Here is a 16,534-nt window from a genome sequence, read left to right as displayed (position 1 = left end):
CTCGAAACTTAAAAACTATGACGAAAGCATTTACTTATTCGCTTCTTCTTATTGCTGCTACTTTATTAGTGCTGCTGTTGAGGATTCCCCTGGAGGAGCTTTCGCTTTCTATGTTGGGACGACCGTTTATGAGCGAAATGATACTGGGCTCCGCGTTAAGGATTCTGATCATTATTGGCTTGAGTATCTTTATCGTTCAGAAAAAGCTGCTGCCTTTCAACGGGTTGCAGCCGTTTTCTTTTTCCAATCCCCTGCTGTTGCTGCTTGCTGTCGCTGTTATATTATTTCTATCGTACTCGAGTTATGAATTCTATTTGGCAGCAGCGCCCTCTATGGTGTTATTGTTTGGCGTTGCACAGGCCCTTGTCGGGATTTTGGAAGAACTGCTTTTCAGGGGAATCGTTTTCCCCCTGATGATCCTGCATTATGCAAATAAGAAGCAGCCTATTTCAAAGGCCATCTGGGTTTCTTCCCTGCTATTTGGCGCTGTGCACTTGGTGGGGCTGATCAGGCACCCTGAAAACTTTTGGAGTGTCATCAATACTATAATATTTGCGATTGGGATCGGCTTCTTTTTTGCCTGCCTGTTGCTGAAAACCAAAAACATACTTGTGCCTATTTTTCTTCACTTCCTGGTAGACTTTACGAACGGAGCCAGCGCTTTAAGTGGGGTGGAGGCTGTCTCATCGAACCCCACTACAACCACAATTGTGCTCACGCTCGCTGTGGTAACAGGAATGAGCTTTTTGATATTAGGGGCAGGTTGGCTTTTAATGAAGCGTGTTCCAAAAGAAGTATGGATGCAGAAAGCGGCGCTGGTTAAACTGTGAAAGAGTCGTTTTACATGTTACCTGCGTTCAGGTTTGCATTGCCCTTCAGACTGTAAAGGTGCGCTTTCAGCACCTGGCTACAGCTGTTCCTCGCGCCATAGCGCCGCTGTTGCTCCTTGTAAAAAGCGCCTTTGCTTGTACTCTTCATGCAGGAAGGACTTATAACCTTTTCACTAGTCGCGCTTATACTGCGTCGCTTTATCCGGCAAAATCCCTTACGTGACTAGAGTTGCCGGAAATGTTAATAGTATACTTGCACACCCGTGGCAACTACAGCACTGTCAGCCTCTTGATGATCAGGCCCCGCTCTGTTTTTACGTGCAGGGTGTAGAGGCCGGGTTTTGCCCACCTGATCTGCAACTCCAGCCTTTCCGGCCGTGGGCCCTCTATGGTGGTGGTATGGATTGATCTGCCTATCCCGTCAAAAATTTCCACGGACTGCACATCGAAGTCGGCGTGCTGCAGGCTAAGGGTGAAGCGGCCGGAAGTTGGGTTCGGGTAAACCTTTATAGCCTCCGCAGGAGGGAGCTCCTCCACCACGAAATCGGCGGTGCTGTAGGCTACGCCGCCGTAGCCGGTTATCTGCACCTTGCCGGTAGTAGCTCCGCGCGGAACTCGCACCTTGTACCTGTCGCTGGATACTTCCAGCACCAGCGCCTGCTGCCCGTTGAACGTGATTCTGTCCTGCAGGCCCATAACACCAAAGTGCTGGCCGCTGATCTCCACCACCGTTCCCACGCTTCCCAGTGCCGGCTGCATGGCGGTGAACCTCGGCCCAGGTATCACCTTGAACGGTGTGGCTGCCCGCCCGCCCGGTGTCTCTACCGTGATAAGATCAGACTCCGCCTGCTCGGGCACCCGCACCACCAGTTGCTGTGGCGTTGCCTCCAGCACCTGCGCCGCCGCCTGCCCAAAAAGCACTTTGTTGCGTGCCTTGTCGGTGGCAAAGTTTTCCCCTATAATGCTGATGGAAGCGCCCACGATTTCAGTGTCTTTGCTCAGGCCGCTGATGGTAGGTGTGTACCACACAACATAAGAAGCGGCACTCACCGCCTCACCGCCCTTTGTGCTGATCAGGAAGGCTCCCGTTGTGGCTCCGGCAGGAACACGTACTGTAATTGCGCTGCCTGTGTGGCTTAATATCTCACAGTCCGTGTTGCCCAGCTTTATAGCTTTGATCAGTTCCGGTTGCAGGTGCTGCCCCTGCAGGATAACGGTTTGCCCTGCCATGCCCTCTGCCGGGCTGAAGGAACTAAGTATGGGCGGCTGATACACCTCAAACGTCTCTGTTGCTGTAGCGCCACCGTCAGGGGTGATGACCTGTAGGGAGCCCGTGGTCGCGCCCGCAGGCACCAGCACGCGCAGCTCTTGTTCGGTGGCGCCGACTACGGTGGCGGCTTTCCCGTTCAGGAATACCTTGTTGCCCGCGGCATTAGAGGCGAAGCGTTTGCCTGTGATTGTGATTTCCTCGCCGGTCTTGCCGGCTGCGGGGGCAAAGGCCACGATGGTTGGGGTGGCCAGCACATCCTCCAGGTTCACCCGCACCTCCTCGTCCACCACCAGCGGCATATCGTAAATGCGGTTGAGGGTGACGTTGGTGCGGACAGGGGAGTTGAAGTCGAAGAAAATGTCGGCGAAGTTCTCCACGGCGGTCTTTTCCGGCAGGTCCGCCTTCGGCTTGATGCTGAAGAGGATGTAGCCGTGGCTGCCCGGCTCGTTGGCGTTGCTGTCGGGCAGCATAATGTTGTCGAAGGTCCAGGTCAGCACCGGCCGGCCCTTGCCGCTCACCTCCAGGCGGTGGGCGTGCGAGGCGGCCCCGACCTGCAGCGTGCTAAGGTCCAGGTGCTCGGAGAGCGTATCGACCACCACCACGCGGTAAGCCACGTCGGTACCGGTGTTCTGAAAGCGGATCTTGTACTTGAGAGCCGTGCCGGTGGAAGTGTAGTTTTCGGAGGTTCTGCCCACCGGTGTCACCAGCTTGTCGTTCGGATCATACGAGTCGGTGATCAGCATGCACTCCTCCGAGGCTTCGGCTTCCTCGTCGTCTGTCGGCATAAGGTTCACAAAGCCGGAGCTCCTGGTGGAGTCTGCATTCACACCGGTGCAGGACTCCATGGTCACGCTGGCTGTTTTGTTGTCGCCGTTGCCCTCCGGCTGGTCCGCCTCCAGCCGCCAGGTAGCGCCCATGGAGGGCACCCACAGCACCATACTGTCGCCGGCGGCCAGGCTGAACTGCTCCTTGGAGGCCAGCCTGCCGTTTATAAACTTGCGGAACATCTCGTACTGAGCCATGTCGGCTGTGCCGGAGTTCCGAATCACAAAACGAATCAGTCCTGAAGTGGCATCGCAGCGGGCGGTGAGGGTGATGGTGGGGGTCGGCTGGCTGGGTGCGTTATTCGAAGGCGTGATCCAGGCGCGGGTGCAGACGGTGCGGCCGCGTACGCTCTCGTCGCCGCAGGTCACCATGTCCTGGATGGTGATGGTGCCGCGCTGGCCTGCTGCCAGGTTGCCCACCGCAAACGCGTATGTGCCGTCGGGCTGGCGGGTATAGGCCCTGTCTGCAGATAGCAGTGCCACCTCGGCCGGAAGCTGCAAGTATACCCTGGCATCCGGTGCAGGGGCAAACCCTGAGTTCTCGTAGCGCACAGTTGTGGTGCTCTCGAAGCAGCGCCGGCGGCGCGTGGAGGAAACGCCGACGGTGAGGTGAGGGGAGAGGGTGACGCGGTTGCCGAAGTCAGGCCCTGGTGTAATACCCGGTAGTGCTGTAACCGATAACTTTTCATCCGGTGCACAGACTTCCGCTATTTTTGAGCCCGTTTTCTGAGGCAGAATCTGCGCTGTCGTATAAGTGCCTGGTGCTACCTCTATTGTATACTTTCCATACTTGTCTGTGATAGCATAGTATGGACCTGGCTTTGTTTCCACGATTATTCCTTCAAGGCCGTTTTCCTTGCTGTCTTTTACACAGTTCTCATCCTTGTCATGATAAACAGTGCCGGATATGTAACTGGCCGTTCCGGCATCTGCTGCATCATTGGTAAAACAGGTTAGCGTTTTATGTACTCCTGCAACAAACACATGTGTGCCCGATGCATTCACTGTTACCGTGCCCTTGAGGAGATTGATAAGAAAGTAATGGTACGTACTGATGTCCAGCAACTGCCCTGTAGCAGGATCATACTTTTTCATGTATCCCATCACGGTGGTGTACATCTTATTCTGTGCATCAAATGCGATACCCAGGGCATAGATGCCGTACGAGGCGTCTTGCGGTATAAAATCCCTGATATAATTCCCACTAAGGTCAAATATCTTCATTCCCTGCAGAAGGGCAACATACAGGAGCCCGTTATTGTCTATCTCGAAAATGATTCGACCGCTCATGGCGTTGTCGGAAAAGTTTACCGGGGCTCCGGTCTCATTGTTTATGAAAGCTATTCTGCCAACAAAGGCTCCGGCCGGGTTATACTTGTACAAAAAACCACCATCCGACAGGTAAACGAAACCCTCAGGGTCTATGGCCATGTGCAAGGGCTTGCCTGGTGCGCCCGGTTCAGATGCACCGCTGGCAGAGGTTGGCGCAAACCTGGCTATAAACTCCCCGCGTGAATTAAACTTCTGGATTGAGCCTTTTGAGTCGGCAGACAGCACATACAGATAACCCTGATTATCCATTTTCATGTCGCCCAGGAAACCTCTGAATTGCCCGTCCGAGTCAGCCCTGCCTCCGAAGGTTAAGAGGTGATCACCGTTTTTGTTGAATTTCTTTACCAGACCAGAAGTGGAGTTGGCTACAAAAATGTTACCTATAGGGTCAGAAGCAGCAACAGTTGCATTATCCAACAAGCCTGCTTTGGTACCTGTGTTGCCAAAAGCAAGTATAAAATTCCCTTCTGGCGAGAACTTTTGCACGCGGCTGGGATCAAAGCTCTCCGCCACATACACAAACCCATCGGCATCTACGGCAACTGAAATATGTGCAGTAATAAACTGACCGTCTTCTCTGCCTTTGGACCCGAAACTCCTGATCAGGTTGCCAGCCGTATCAAAAACCAGAATGCTATACCGGGAGACATCGGCTACGTAGATTTTTCCATGAGCATCTACCGTTACATCTGCAGGGTAAAAATGTGGCAGTGCGGGATTGGCTGTTGCGCTTATCTGCTTTATAAAGCCCCCGTCGCTATTGAAAACCTGAATCCGGTTGTTGTTGGTGTCTGCTACATACAAATTTCCATTCTTATCCAGGGCAAGCTGCGTTGGCATGTTAAACTGGCCTGATGCAGCACCAAAACTTCCATAACTCAACAGGAACTCTCCGTTCTTATCGAACTTCTGTATTCTGTGGTTCTGGGTGTCAGCAATGTATAGGGTGCCATCAGGTGCCACTGCTATGCCTTTTGGATTATTAAATTCCCCGGGAAGCGTGCCTCTTCCACCGAGCAAGAGGGATACTTCACCTGTAGGGGTAACTTTATGTACCGCACCATCATAATATGTGGTGAGAATATACCCATTGCCCTCCCTGTCGCGGCCAAACCCTGTATTCGAATTCCAATCATTATACTTCCCAGGAAGGTGGAGCTCGCATTTGAATGTGCCCGATCTGTCAAATAAACGGGTAGTATAGCTGTCGGAAACATACAGCAGCCCATCGTCTCCCACCATTATGTCGTAAGGGTTGTTCAGGCTGTTTCCTAAAACGTAGGCAGGTTTATAAGCTGGTGTCTGAGCTACGGAAATTGCAAACGAAGATAAGAAGACAAGCAGAAGTAAAGCTGTTCGCATAGGTTATAAGTAGACGGTGGATGGGTAAGTATAGGTTGTTCAGTAACAGAGCCTAAAGGTATATATTTTGATCAAAATATATAGCCTCTGAAGTTTGTTGCTGCCGTTAAAGTATAATTTCAATGAAAACATCAAATACTACGGAACAGTCACTACTTATTTCTATATTCCCACAAGTGAAATGAGTTTACAATTCTGATAAAACAGGAAATTGCCATGCCTGATAAAGTTGAATCCAAAAGAAGCCAGATGAAGGTTGGGCTCTATGCCGCCGTTGTGGTTTTTCTGACCTATACCATGATCTTCGGATTCAGAAAGTCATTTACGGTGGCTACTTTCGAGGGTATTGAGATAGCTGGGTATAGTTACAAGACGGTGCTGGTGATCAGCCAGGTGTTGGGTTACATGCTGGCAAAATTCTATGGCATCAAGTACATTTCGGAGCTAAAGCGAACAGGCAGGGGTAGTGTGATTCTCCTCTTAACCGGAATTTCCTGGTTAAGCTGGCTTTTCTTTGCGGTTGTGCCGTTGCCTTACAACATTGTTTTTCTTTTCATAAACGGTTTCCCCTTAGGAATGCTTTGGGGTGTTGTTTTCTCTTATGTGGAGGGCAGGAGGAGTACTGATTTTATTGGGGCCACGTTAGCGGTGAGTTTTATCTTCGCCTCGGGTTTTGTGAAGTCTGTTGGGGCCTGGCTGATGGTGCAGTTTGGGGTATCGGAGTTTTGGGTGCCCTTTTATACCGGATTAGTCTTTGCTCCGCCACTCTTGCTTTTTGTGTACCTGATGGAAAGAATACCACCTCCCAGTGAGCAGGATGTGCTACTCAGAAGTGAGCGCACAGCCATGTCCGAAGAGGATCGCAAAAGCTTTGTGAAAGAATTTTATGCCGGAATAGCAGCGTGCATCCTGATTTACTCTTTCGCGACTATTTTTCGGGACATCCGGGACAACTTCGGTGCCGAAATGTGGATAGAGTTGGGATATTTTAACCAGCCTGCTATATTCTCGAAAACAGAGCTGCCCATCACCCTCATTATCCTGATCCTGATCGGCAGCATGGTGCTCATCAAAAACAACTACAAAGCGCTGCAGATCGCACACGTTTTTATTCTTATTGGGTTCACCCTCGCTGGCGTTTCTACCTTGCTCTTCAACGCGAAATCAATGGATCCTTTCTGGTGGATGATGCTGGTTGGACTAGGCCTGTATATGGTTTACATCCCCTTCAACGCCGTGTTCTTCGACCGCCTGATTTCCACCTTCAAGTATACCGGAAATGTTGGCTTTCTGATTTACCTGGCTGATTCTTTCGGGTATGTGGGCAGTGTTGGCGTGTTGTTCAGCAAAGAGGTTTTTAAGGTGCAGTTAAATTGGTTAACCTTCTTCTCGAACAGTGTGATTGGCCTCTCGGCAATCGGTATCCTGTTGACTGCTTTTTCCATGCTTTATTTTGGAAGAAAGTATCAGAAGTTCAAATCTATGGAGGCGAGGACAGCTTTGAAGGCCACCACCTAAATTATATCTTAAAAACGGTTTCGACTTTTAGAGCAGAATCACATATCTTTTGAAGATTCAATTTGTAAGGAATGGCGATCACGTTGGAGCCAAGCATGGTTCCCAGGCCAATGTCAGCAACACCGCGGACGGCGCTTGCCACATTCATGCCTATTTCCGCGCTGGCAGCAGCCAGTCCTAGAAGTGCGCTGCTGGCTGTTACCGAAAAGCCCCACCGCTTTCGTAGTTTCTTCAGTGGTTTTGCCAGGTGTTCCGCTCCCCAATGTGCTGCTAAGATGGCTGCTTTTAAAACGACTGCCCAAATCCAAGTACTTATAGGTTCTTTTCAAGTACAATTTTAATCGCTTCGTCAAAGCGGACTAACGAAGCTTTAGTATATATCAGGGGTTAGCACATGTTTCAATTTTCCAGAGCATGTGCCATAATCTAAAAAAGGGGCAGTAGTAAAAAACGGATCAGAATTGTAGCAATGTCCTGTTTAAGACATGAACTAAACAACATAAACCTGCAGTCGTAGAATATATACGAAGAGTGCAAATTATTATTTACTCCCCTGGAGTACAGTGCGCTTTGTGCCTGATGTATTGTGTAAAACTAAAGCCTGAAAACGTATTACTTTGAGACACAGAGGAAGAACCATATTAACCCTATTCACCATACTCATTGTAGGACTCTTTTTCTTCTTCTATGGGCTTGTGCAGGCAAAGGCGTTTTTGGCTCCTCTTGCCGTTGCTGGTTTGCTTGCCATGGTGGTACTGCCTGTGACCCGATGGCTTGAGAAAAAAGGTCTAAAGCGGGGATGGGCGTCTTTCTGCTCTACCTTGCTTATACTTTCTTTCTTTTTGTTGTTGGCTGGTTTATTATCTTATCAGGTGAAAAGCTTTGTGCAGGATTGGCCGCAAACAGAGCAAAAACTGGAGTCAAGAGTTCAAAATTTGCAACAGTTTATAGAAGAGAAAACAGGTATTTCAGTTAAACAGCAGAATAAGAATATTGCCAATAAGATTCCGGGAGGATCAGGAGGCACAAGTGCTCAGACCAACAATCAGGCTAACCAGCAGCAAAGTGGGCAAAGCAGCCAGGAGTTGTTCAGTGGAGGCCAAACATCGCAGTCTGGCGGTTCTTCTGTGCTTTCAACTGCTGGTAGTTTTATAATGAAGTTCCTGAGCTTGATGGGTACATTTCTGCTCACCCTCGTTTACATCTTCTTCTTTCTGCTATACAGAAGTAAATTTAGAAAGTCGGTTGCCAAATGGTTTCCCGAAGAGAAGCGTCCAGAGGTGCACAACGTAATCTCAAGTGCCGCGCATGTTTCGCAGAATTACCTGTTGGGCAAATTACTGCTTTGTGTTCTGATTGCTGTTTTGTATGCGATTGGTTTATCCTTATCGGGTATAAAACATGCCGTTCTGATTTCAGTAATTGCAGCGCTACTCACGCTCATTCCCTACATCGGAAACATTATTGGTTTCGGACTTGCCCTGGCAATGGCTTTATTGTCTGGAGCTGGCTCCACGGCCCTTATAGGTGTTATTTTGACTTTTGGGATTACTCAGCTTCTGGAAACCTACACCCTGGAACCGTATGTGGTTGGCGGAAAAGTTAACTTAAACCCGATCATGACAATCATTGTGGTGGTGCTGGGCTATCAGGTATGGGGAGTTGTTGGCATGCTCATTGCCATTCCAGCCCTTGGAGTAGCTAAAATAATTTTTGACCACATCCCGCCTCTAAACCCTCTGGGCTACCTCTTCGGACAGAAAGACACAGGGAGCGATGACGACAGTAAGTTGAGCAAAGCTAAACGCTGGGCATCAGATACATTTAACTCCTGATAATGATGCTTACTGTTACTTCTGATCTGTACATATGAGCCACTCTCTCCTTAGCAGGAACAAAGCTATTTAGAGTCTAGAAGATGTGCAGTAGAGAGACAGCTTTAGTTTCAGAAGGACATAAAAAAAGCCTGTAGCCTTAGTTGAATACTTTTCGTGTAGACCGAAGGATTGAATTATCATACTATATCCACAGAGAATTGGAAAACTTAGAAATTTTTTTTGGAACTAGGGGAGGATTAGAGGATCGTTCGTTTTGGAGAGTTCTTCAAGCATAGGAGCGCCTGGAGAGTCTTCTGCTTAGTATTTAGGAAATGTGGGCTAAGTAAAAGACAAAAAATTAATGATACTACATGTAATCAAAACGATGAAATGCCAATCATGAAAGCAGCTTAATGTTTATCAAGTCTAAATGCAACGCTACTGTTTCCTAAACACGCTTCGTTCGACTGAATATGCTCCGATACCGCATAATCCAAAACAGAGACTTTGCTGGCAACTGTACATTCCTGCGAAGCAAGCAAGTTGTTTCATAACCTTACTCCAAACAGGCTATATCTACCTTTGGAAGCCCAGCCAGTATTTTGTTTCTTTGTCTAAATACCAAGAGTATCCTTTATGAAAAAAGCAGAGGCAACAAGGTTATCTTCCTGGCTCCTGTAGTCTGCCAGCACCTCGAATTTTTTCAAAACAGCCTCAAGCGAAGAGCAAACCGTTTCTGTGTTTGCCGCCAATTGTGGCTGCACATTTTCTGAAGAAGCTGCTGATCTGGTACCATATTTCTTTTCAAGGCACTGCAGTGCTTCATTCTGGATGATATAATATCGTTTCTCAGTTATTTTATCTATAGTCTGGCTTTCGCCCTGCGCTTGCGTATCGAAACTCCACGCCGGAAGGCTGTTGCCCTTGATGATTGACAGAACAGGCTCACGGTTAGTCTCCATCTCCATTTTATGGGCAAGAATAGGCAGTATTGATTTCGATGACCTTCAGTATGCGCATAAACCTTATAAAGAATGGTTCGCATACGGGCAAAGCAAACTTGCCAATCTGATGTTCATACTGGAACTGGCCAGACGGTTGGAAGGCACCCAATCAAAGACTGTTGCCGCTTCAGCGCATCCCGGAGGTTCTGCTACCAACCTGCAACGAAGCAGTAGCTTCTTCATGAAAAGAATACTTACGCCACTCATTGCACATGAACCCGCTAAGGCTGCTTTACCGGCGCTTCGGGCTGCCTGTGACCCGCAGGCCGGCAACGGTTCTTTTTGGGGTCCGTCCGGTGACTTTGAGCTGACGGGCTCTCCTGAAAAAGCCACAATACCAAATCAAGCAAAAAATATAGCCGTAGCAAAAAGGCTGTGGGAAGTAAGCGAGGCATTAACGGGAGTACACTTTTTGGACATTAAGGCACATGAATGGTAAAGCGGGGAGTTTGATGTCTTTTCAGGGGCGTCTCAAAGCCCCTGATGGTGCGTTTGATCAGATCAGTATTCCGGATACTACTTACAGGTGTATGGATACATTCAGCACAACATGGTTTCTCAATTTTGCACCAGAACAAAATATAAAAACTATGAACACTGAAGATCAACAAGTATGGCTGATCACGGGAACCTCCAAAGGGCTTGGTCTGCACCTGACAAAGCTTCTGCTCTCTTTAGGGCATAAAGTGATCGCTACAAGTCGTAATATCTCCTCACTGCAACAGCATGTCACAGCCAATAGGGAAAACCTTTATCCTGTCAAGCTGGACATCACCTCTGACCAGGAGGTGAAAAAGGCAATTGACGAAGCCGTGAAAGAACTTGGGCGTATAGATGTAGTCGTAAACAATGCGGGGTACAGTTTGGTAGGCAGTATGGAGGAGATGACCGATGAGGAATTCAGGGCCACGATGGACGTGAACCTGTTCGGCACCGTGAACATCATCAGAAACGTGATGCCCCTTTTACGCAGCCAGAAATCGGGGCACATCATCAACATCTCGTCCAGTGCGGGTTATGCGGGCTTCGGAAAAGCAACCAGCTACAACGCAGCAAAGTTTGGGGTGATAGGGCTTTCCGAGGGGTTGGCGCTCGAAGTGGCGGATTTCGGCATCAAGGTAACGGTAGTCGCCCCGGGGCAGTTTAGGACAGCGTTCATGAACTCCCTCCACTATGTTAAAAACCGGATCGACGTGTACGGCGTGGACCAGGATGAGAAAAATTGGTCAGCGTTTAGCGGCAGGCAGCAAGGCGACCCGGAGAAGCTGGTAAAGATTCTGGTGCGGCTTGCAGAAATGCAGCAGCCTCCGCTCCACCTGCTGTTAGGACCGGATACTTATAAGCTCGTCACCGAGAAGCGAAAACAGGAGGCTGCCGCTTTTGAGCAATGGAAAGAGATTACATTGTCAACAGATTTTGATTAAATTAGAGGGGAATGTGCCCGGTCCCTCTACTATAAGGATGCCGTCTGCCACTTTTGTGTGCTTTGCACTGACTGTTTCTTGACCTGAACACATGGCAGTGGCATGAGCAAAAGCGCGGTATTCTCTTGGCATAAGGTATCGGGCTCCGTCACTTCCAAAAATAAGTTCACATGCAGCCATACGCCATACCGTCCATTCGTGAGTTACACCAGCTGCTGCAGTTGCCAAAGCCCAAGCACCCGTTGGTTAGTGTGATAGACTTTGCAGTAGCCAAGTGCTTCGACGATGAGAAATTGGAGGCTGTCCGGTACGGCTTCTACTGTATAGCCCTCAAGAGGAATTTTAAAGGCAAGATGCGCTATGGGCAGAAGCACTATGACTTCGATGACGGGGTGATGACTTTCTTTGCACCAAACCAAGTGGTCATCACCGAAATAAGGGATGACTGGGAGCTGGAGGGGGCCTGGCTGGTGCTGCATCCTGATTTTATAAACGGGACACCATTGGCGGCTGAGATACGAAAGTACGGGTACTTCTCCTATGCCGTAAACGAAGCCCTGCATTTGTCACAGGATGAGGAACAAATGGTCATGGGATTGATGGCCATTATATCAGATGAAAGCGCAGCCGCACCGGACACCTTCTCGCACCAGATTATCATCAAGCAGGTACAATTGCTGCTGAGCTACTGTGATCGGTTCTACCACCGGCAGTTTCTGACACGGAGGCAGGGGAGCAATGATCTGCTGGCGGCCTTTGAGGAGTTACTGGACAGCTACTTTAGGGAAAACAGGCCTGAGGCTGAAGGTATCCCGCCTGTCTCTTTTTTTGCTGACAAGCTGAACCTCTCGCGTAACTACTTAAGTGACATGCTGCGCAGCACAACAGGCCAAAGCGCGCAACAGCACATACAGCAGAAACTGGTTGAAAGCGCCAAAGAGCTGCTTGCCTTCTCTGATTTGAACATTTCAGAGGTGGCCTATAGGTTAGGCTTTGAACATCCACAGTCGTTCCATAAACTGTTCAAGAACAAAACAGCCTTGTCTCCACTCGAATACAGGAGGGGGCTTAACAGGGAATGAGTGACTCCCGTCAGCAGAGGCTGATTGGAGAGCCAGGCAGGTTGTTAGCCTACCTGTTTTAGAACTTCCTCTGAGGGGAGGATGCAATAGAGGGTGTAAGAAGTAGTGCGGCTATGGTTCTATGCATCAACAGACGGTTCCAAACGAAAAACTGACAATTAGATATTTATGGCGATAGCTAATCGAAGGAAAAGCCGCTCCATTTGATGTGGAGCGGCTTTTTTGCTGTAGTAGCCCGTAGGGGAATCGAACCCCTGTTACTAGAATGAAAATCTAGCGTCCTAACCCCTAGACGAACGGGCCGTTCTGTCTGATTGTGGTGCAAATATACACGTCTTTTTTAGCATGCAAAAATTTATGGAAAATATTTTTGCCCATCTGCGTAAGCTGTTATAGATCAGCGTGGAAAAAAATATTGGTTTTACACTATACGATCTCGTACCTTAGCATCAATTAACAAACTCTCAATAACTAGATACCATGTCTAAAATCAAAGTTGCAATTAACGGTTTCGGCCGTATCGGCAGACTTACTTTTAAGGCCCTGCTTCAGAAAGACAATGTAGAGGTGGTTGCCATCAACGACCTGACAGATACAGAAACATTGGCGCACTTGCTGAAGTATGACTCTGTGCACGGAAGATTCGATGGCACTGTGGAGGCATCTAAAAACGGCATTATAGTAAACGGAACTGAAATCAGAATTACAGCTGAGCGTGAGCCAAAGAACCTGCCTTGGGGCGAGCTTGGAGTGGACGTCGTGCTGGAGTCTACAGGCCGCTTCGTGGATGAGCAGGGCGCTGGTGGTCACCTGGAGGCAGGTGCCCGCAAAGTGGTTATCTCTGCGCCGGCTAAAGGCAACATCACCACAGTGGTGCTTGGCGTAAACGATGACGTGCTGACAGGCGAAGAGAAACTCGTTTCAAACGCATCGTGCACGACCAACTGCCTGGCCCCAATGGCCAAAGTACTTGACGATGCGTTCGGCATTGAGAAAGGCTATATCACCACCGTGCACGCGTATACATCAGACCAAAACCTGCAGGACGCGCCGCACAAAGATCTGCGTCGCGCTCGTGCCGCCGCATATTCCATCATCCCAACTTCTACAGGTGCTGCCAAGGCTGTAGGCCTGGTGCTGCCGCACCTGCAGGGCAAGCTGGACGGTATCGCCATGCGCGTTCCTATTCCGGATGGCTCACTGACTGATTTTACCGTTGTGTTGAAAAAAGCTGCCACGAAAGAGGAGATTAACGCGGTGATGAAGCAGGCCTCTGAAGGATCGATGAAGGGAATTCTTCAGTACACTGAGGACCCAATTGTGTCTATCGACATCGTGGGCAACCCGCACTCCTGTATTTTTGATGCAGAGCTAACTTCAGCCAATGAGACGCTTGTGAAAGTGGTAGGCTGGTACGATAACGAAACCGGCTATTCAAACCGCGCTGCTGACCTGATCACGCGCATCGGTTAAGTTTCGGCTTCATACTTACATGGCAAAAGCCCGCTCCTGAAAAGGAGCGGGCTTTTGCTTTTTTATACTTTCTGAACAAGGTTTGCGGCATTCAAGTATAAAGTGACAGATGTCATCGTTTATATTGAATAGTTGCTATATTATTGCGACAGAATCAACCTAAACAAAAATAAACCGCACCACTATGAGAAGGATTTTAGTACCCACAGATTTTTCGGAAGAGGCCCGGAATGCCTACGAAGTAGCCCTTGCCATTGCCCGCCGAACAGGAGCCGGCATTAAGTTGCTGCACGTGGTAGAAACGCCCTATTACACCCCAAACTTCAGCGCCACCGGCGATGTGATGGTGGGTAGTAACGGCATGGAGCAGGTATACATGCTGCGCTTGCTGGAGGCGACCAAAGCGCAAATGAACGAGCTGATCCGCAGTTACCCGACCAATGGGGTACAGGTGGTGCATGAGGTGGAGGTAGACAGGCCCATCAGCAAGATAAAGCGGACCATTAAGGATGACGACGTGGACCTGGTAGTGATGGGTTCCAAGGGCTCCAGCGGCTTTGATGAGTTCCTGATCGGCTCGAACACTGAGAAAGTGGTGCGTTCTGCGGATTGCCCGGTACTGACGGTAAAGCACCGCCACGAGAACTTTGAGGTGAGGGAGGTAGTGCTCGCGTCAGATTTTAAGCGCGAAATAGGGCAGGCCATTGAAAAATTCAAGCTGTTTCAGCAAGTGTTCGGTGCCCGCATGCACCTGGTTTACATTAACACACCGGGCGCCTTTGAATCAAGTGCCAACCTGAAGCAAAAGCTGGAGCACACCGCCCAGAAGTATGGCCTGCAGAATTATACCACTAATGTGTACAACGACACCATGGAAGAGGACGGCATCCTGAATTTCGCGAAGGAAGTGCGTGCCGACCTGATCATGATGGCCACCCACGGCCGTACAGGCTTTGCACACCTGCTAAGCGGAAGTATAGCAGAGGACCTGGTAAATCATACACAGATACCGGTGCTGACGGTGCAGATAAAGTAAAACCAGTACACCTGTTCAAGTACAAGCCTGATGCCGCCAAGCATCAGGCTTTTTTATATACCGCCGAAAAGGGTATTTTTGCGCTTAGGCCAGCTAACCATACGTATGAGTAAAAGCAACCACATTCGGTTTATCATCAACCCCACCTCAGGTCCTAAAAACAGTGTGGATGTGGCTGCACGCATAAAATTGCTGCTCGACAAACAGAAGTACAGCCACGACATAGTGTATACGACCCATGCCGGCCATGCGCCCGAATTGGCCCGTGAGGCAGCAGCTAAAGGATGTGCAGTTGTGGTGGCCGTGGGCGGGGACGGCACAGTAAACGAAGTGGCGCGCGGCTTGCTCAACTCTGACACGGCGCTGGGTATACTTCCCAAAGGCTCTGGCAACGGACTGGCGCGCCATCTGCAGATTCCCCTCGGGCTCGACAAAGCCATTGGCGTGCTCAACAAGGGGCAGGTGACAAGTATAGACAGCGGAAGTATAAACGGGCATCCCTTCTTTACAACGGCGGGGATTGGCTTTGATGCGTACATCAGCTCTGTGTTTGCCGGCAACAAGAAGCGCGGTTTACAAACGTATGTGGAATTGGTGATGAAAGAGGTGCTGAAGTATAAGCACCTGCCAGTGAAAGCAAGTATAAACGGCAACGTAATCGACACCGATTGCTTTGTGATGGCCTTCGCCAATGCGGCCCAATATGGGAACAACGCCTACATCGCGCCGATGGCTGACATTCGGGATGGCCATTTGGATGTGTGTTTGGTGCGACGCCTGGATTTGATCAAGGCGCTGAACCTTAGTTACTGCATGCTCACCAAAACGCTAGCCCACTCCGATAGCGCCGAGTACTTCACCACGCAACATGTAGAAGTACATACAGAAGAACCGATGATGTTTCATGCCGATGGCGACTACCTGGGCAAGTCCACCGCGTTTGATGTGCAACTGCTGCCGCTCTCGCTGAAGGTACAAGTGCCAACCTAATTATGAATTAAGAATGACGAATTATGAATGAGGAGGGCAATTCAAGTTTAATAGTTACCTACTGCAAGTGCCGAAGTTATTATTCGTTACCCATTAATCTTTAAAACCATGAGTGATAAAAATAAAAAAGGGCGCCAAGGGGTGGTTTACTCCACCAACCAGGATTTTACCTACGAGTACGATGGCGGGGAGACGCAGCAAACACTGCCGCCCCAGCAGCAGAACCTAAAAGTGATGCTTGACAAGAAGGCGAGAGGCGGCAAAAAAGTAACGCTGGTGGAAGGCTTCGTGGGTACCGACGAAGATCTGAAAGAACTGGGCAAATTGCTCAAGAGCAAGTGTGGCGTAGGAGGGTCAGCCAAAGACGGGGAGATCCTGATCCAAGGCGATTTTCGTGACAAAATTCTGCAAATGCTGCACGAGGCCGGCTACAAAGCCAAGCGGGTAGGAGGGTGATATTTTAATTAAGAATGATGAATTAGGAATTATGAATCGAGGTATTCAGTGCTGCTTATGTTGGTTCTGATTCTACAACAGTGCCTCCCTCTGCTGTCCCACACGCAAAAAAAACG

14 protein-coding genes and 1 tRNA gene are annotated in these 16,534 nt (G+C 49.4%); 10 read left to right on the top strand and 5 right to left on the bottom strand.

The window, feature by feature from the left end:
* The first annotated feature begins 17 nt into the window (after positions 1-17).
* Positions 18-830 carry a CPBP family intramembrane glutamic endopeptidase gene (locus A0W33_RS00895; protein WP_139237105.1) on the top strand — a complete coding sequence of 271 codons (813 nt, stop codon included), beginning with the start codon at positions 18-20 and terminating at the stop codon, positions 828-830.
* Positions 831-840: 10 nt separating this feature from the next.
* Here the strand turns inward: A0W33_RS00895 and A0W33_RS20805 are convergent, their stop codons facing one another.
* A complete protein-coding gene (locus A0W33_RS20805) occupies positions 841-978 on the bottom strand; it encodes a hypothetical protein (RefSeq protein ID WP_157577981.1) in 138 nt (45 codons plus the stop codon).
* A 122-nt stretch (positions 979-1,100) separates the two neighbouring features.
* A complete protein-coding gene (locus tag A0W33_RS00890) occupies positions 1,101-5,618 on the bottom strand; it encodes a DUF7619 domain-containing protein (protein WP_068836412.1) in 4,518 nt (1,505 codons plus the stop codon).
* A 216-nt stretch (positions 5,619-5,834) separates the two neighbouring features.
* On the opposite strand from A0W33_RS00890, the gene A0W33_RS00885 reads away from it, so the two are divergent.
* The gene (locus A0W33_RS00885; RefSeq protein ID WP_068836411.1) at positions 5,835-7,136 is read left to right on the top strand and encodes a DUF5690 family protein; all 1,302 of its coding nucleotides are present in this window, start codon (positions 5,835-5,837) and stop codon (positions 7,134-7,136) included.
* A gap of 1 nt (position 7,137) precedes the next feature.
* On the opposite strand, the gene A0W33_RS20605 is transcribed toward A0W33_RS00885, so the two are convergent.
* Complete coding sequence (locus A0W33_RS20605; RefSeq protein WP_262502153.1) at positions 7,138-7,440, bottom strand: hypothetical protein; 303 nt, start codon at positions 7,438-7,440, stop codon at positions 7,138-7,140.
* Positions 7,441-7,753: 313 nt separating this feature from the next.
* Here A0W33_RS20605 and A0W33_RS00880 point away from each other — a divergent pair, with 313 nt between their 5' ends.
* Positions 7,754-8,971 carry an AI-2E family transporter gene (locus A0W33_RS00880; RefSeq protein ID WP_068836410.1) on the top strand — a complete coding sequence of 406 codons (1,218 nt, stop codon included), beginning with the start codon at positions 7,754-7,756 and terminating at the stop codon, positions 8,969-8,971.
* Positions 8,972-9,567: 596 nt separating this feature from the next.
* Here the strand turns inward: A0W33_RS00880 and A0W33_RS00875 are convergent.
* A complete protein-coding gene (locus tag A0W33_RS00875; RefSeq protein WP_074937158.1) occupies positions 9,568-9,915 on the bottom strand; it encodes a hypothetical protein in 348 nt (115 codons plus the stop codon).
* Here A0W33_RS00875 and A0W33_RS20800 point away from each other — a divergent pair.
* The 3 genes from A0W33_RS20800 (at position 9,881) to A0W33_RS00860 (ending at position 12,463) form a co-directional block, all read left to right on the top strand.
* Positions 9,881-10,396, top strand: coding sequence for an SDR family NAD(P)-dependent oxidoreductase (locus A0W33_RS20800; RefSeq protein WP_074937155.1), 516 nt, complete (start codon positions 9,881-9,883; stop codon positions 10,394-10,396). The two genes, A0W33_RS00875 and A0W33_RS20800, sit on opposite strands and share 35 nt — an antisense overlap.
* Before the next feature lie 151 nt (positions 10,397-10,547).
* Entirely contained in the window at positions 10,548-11,381 is an 834-nt protein-coding gene (locus A0W33_RS00865; protein WP_068836407.1) for an SDR family NAD(P)-dependent oxidoreductase, read from the top strand.
* Positions 11,382-11,551: 170 nt separating this feature from the next.
* Positions 11,552-12,463 carry a helix-turn-helix domain-containing protein gene (locus A0W33_RS00860; RefSeq protein WP_068836406.1) on the top strand — a complete coding sequence of 304 codons (912 nt, stop codon included), beginning with the start codon at positions 11,552-11,554 and terminating at the stop codon, positions 12,461-12,463.
* A gap of 231 nt (positions 12,464-12,694) precedes the next feature.
* On the opposite strand, the gene A0W33_RS00855 is transcribed toward A0W33_RS00860, so the two are convergent.
* Positions 12,695-12,766 (bottom strand) — tRNA-Glu (locus tag A0W33_RS00855).
* Between the two features lie 177 nt (positions 12,767-12,943).
* Between A0W33_RS00855 and gap the strand changes: the two genes are divergently transcribed.
* The 4 genes from gap to A0W33_RS00835 all read left to right on the top strand — a co-directional run bounded on the left by gap (position 12,944) and on the right by A0W33_RS00835 (position 16,418).
* Positions 12,944-13,936 (top strand): type I glyceraldehyde-3-phosphate dehydrogenase, encoded by a 993-nt coding sequence (gap, locus tag A0W33_RS00850; protein WP_068836405.1) that lies wholly within the window; start codon positions 12,944-12,946, stop codon positions 13,934-13,936.
* 184 nt (positions 13,937-14,120) lie between these two features.
* Positions 14,121-14,972, top strand: a complete 852-nt coding sequence (locus tag A0W33_RS00845; RefSeq protein ID WP_068836404.1) for a universal stress protein — start codon at positions 14,121-14,123, stop codon at positions 14,970-14,972.
* Positions 14,973-15,077: 105 nt separating this feature from the next.
* Entirely contained in the window at positions 15,078-15,962 is an 885-nt protein-coding gene (locus A0W33_RS00840) for a diacylglycerol/lipid kinase family protein (RefSeq protein ID WP_068836403.1), read from the top strand.
* 108 nt (positions 15,963-16,070) lie between these two features.
* Positions 16,071-16,418, top strand: a complete 348-nt coding sequence (locus tag A0W33_RS00835) for a translation initiation factor (RefSeq protein WP_068836402.1) — start codon at positions 16,071-16,073, stop codon at positions 16,416-16,418.
* Positions 16,419-16,534: the final 116 nt, after the last annotated feature.

The organism is Pontibacter akesuensis (assembly GCF_001611675.1).
GTDB lineage: Bacteria > Bacteroidota > Bacteroidia > Cytophagales > Hymenobacteraceae > Pontibacter > Pontibacter akesuensis.
This window is presented reverse-complemented; position numbering and strand designations above follow the sequence as displayed.

Coding starts and splice junctions, on each gene's coding strand:
- A0W33_RS00845 (WP_068836404.1), top strand. CDS start 14,121: ATGAGAAGGATTTTAGTACCCACAGATTTTTCGGAAGAGGCCCGGAAT.
- A0W33_RS20805 (WP_157577981.1), bottom strand. CDS start 978: ATGAAGAGTACAAGCAAAGGCGCTTTTTACAAGGAGCAACAGCGGCGC.
- A0W33_RS00860 (WP_068836406.1), top strand. CDS start 11,552: ATGCAGCCATACGCCATACCGTCCATTCGTGAGTTACACCAGCTGCTG.
- A0W33_RS00835 (WP_068836402.1), top strand. CDS start 16,071: ATGAGTGATAAAAATAAAAAAGGGCGCCAAGGGGTGGTTTACTCCACC.
- A0W33_RS00875 (WP_074937158.1), bottom strand. CDS start 9,915: ATGGAGACTAACCGTGAGCCTGTTCTGTCAATCATCAAGGGCAACAGC.
- A0W33_RS00895 (WP_139237105.1), top strand. CDS start 18: ATGACGAAAGCATTTACTTATTCGCTTCTTCTTATTGCTGCTACTTTA.
- A0W33_RS20800 (WP_074937155.1), top strand. CDS start 9,881: ATGATTGACAGAACAGGCTCACGGTTAGTCTCCATCTCCATTTTATGG.
- gap (WP_068836405.1), top strand. CDS start 12,944: ATGTCTAAAATCAAAGTTGCAATTAACGGTTTCGGCCGTATCGGCAGA.
- A0W33_RS00840 (WP_068836403.1), top strand. CDS start 15,078: ATGAGTAAAAGCAACCACATTCGGTTTATCATCAACCCCACCTCAGGT.
- A0W33_RS00865 (WP_068836407.1), top strand. CDS start 10,548: ATGAACACTGAAGATCAACAAGTATGGCTGATCACGGGAACCTCCAAA.
- A0W33_RS00885 (WP_068836411.1), top strand. CDS start 5,835: ATGCCTGATAAAGTTGAATCCAAAAGAAGCCAGATGAAGGTTGGGCTC.
- A0W33_RS00890 (WP_068836412.1), bottom strand. CDS start 5,618: ATGCGAACAGCTTTACTTCTGCTTGTCTTCTTATCTTCGTTTGCAATT.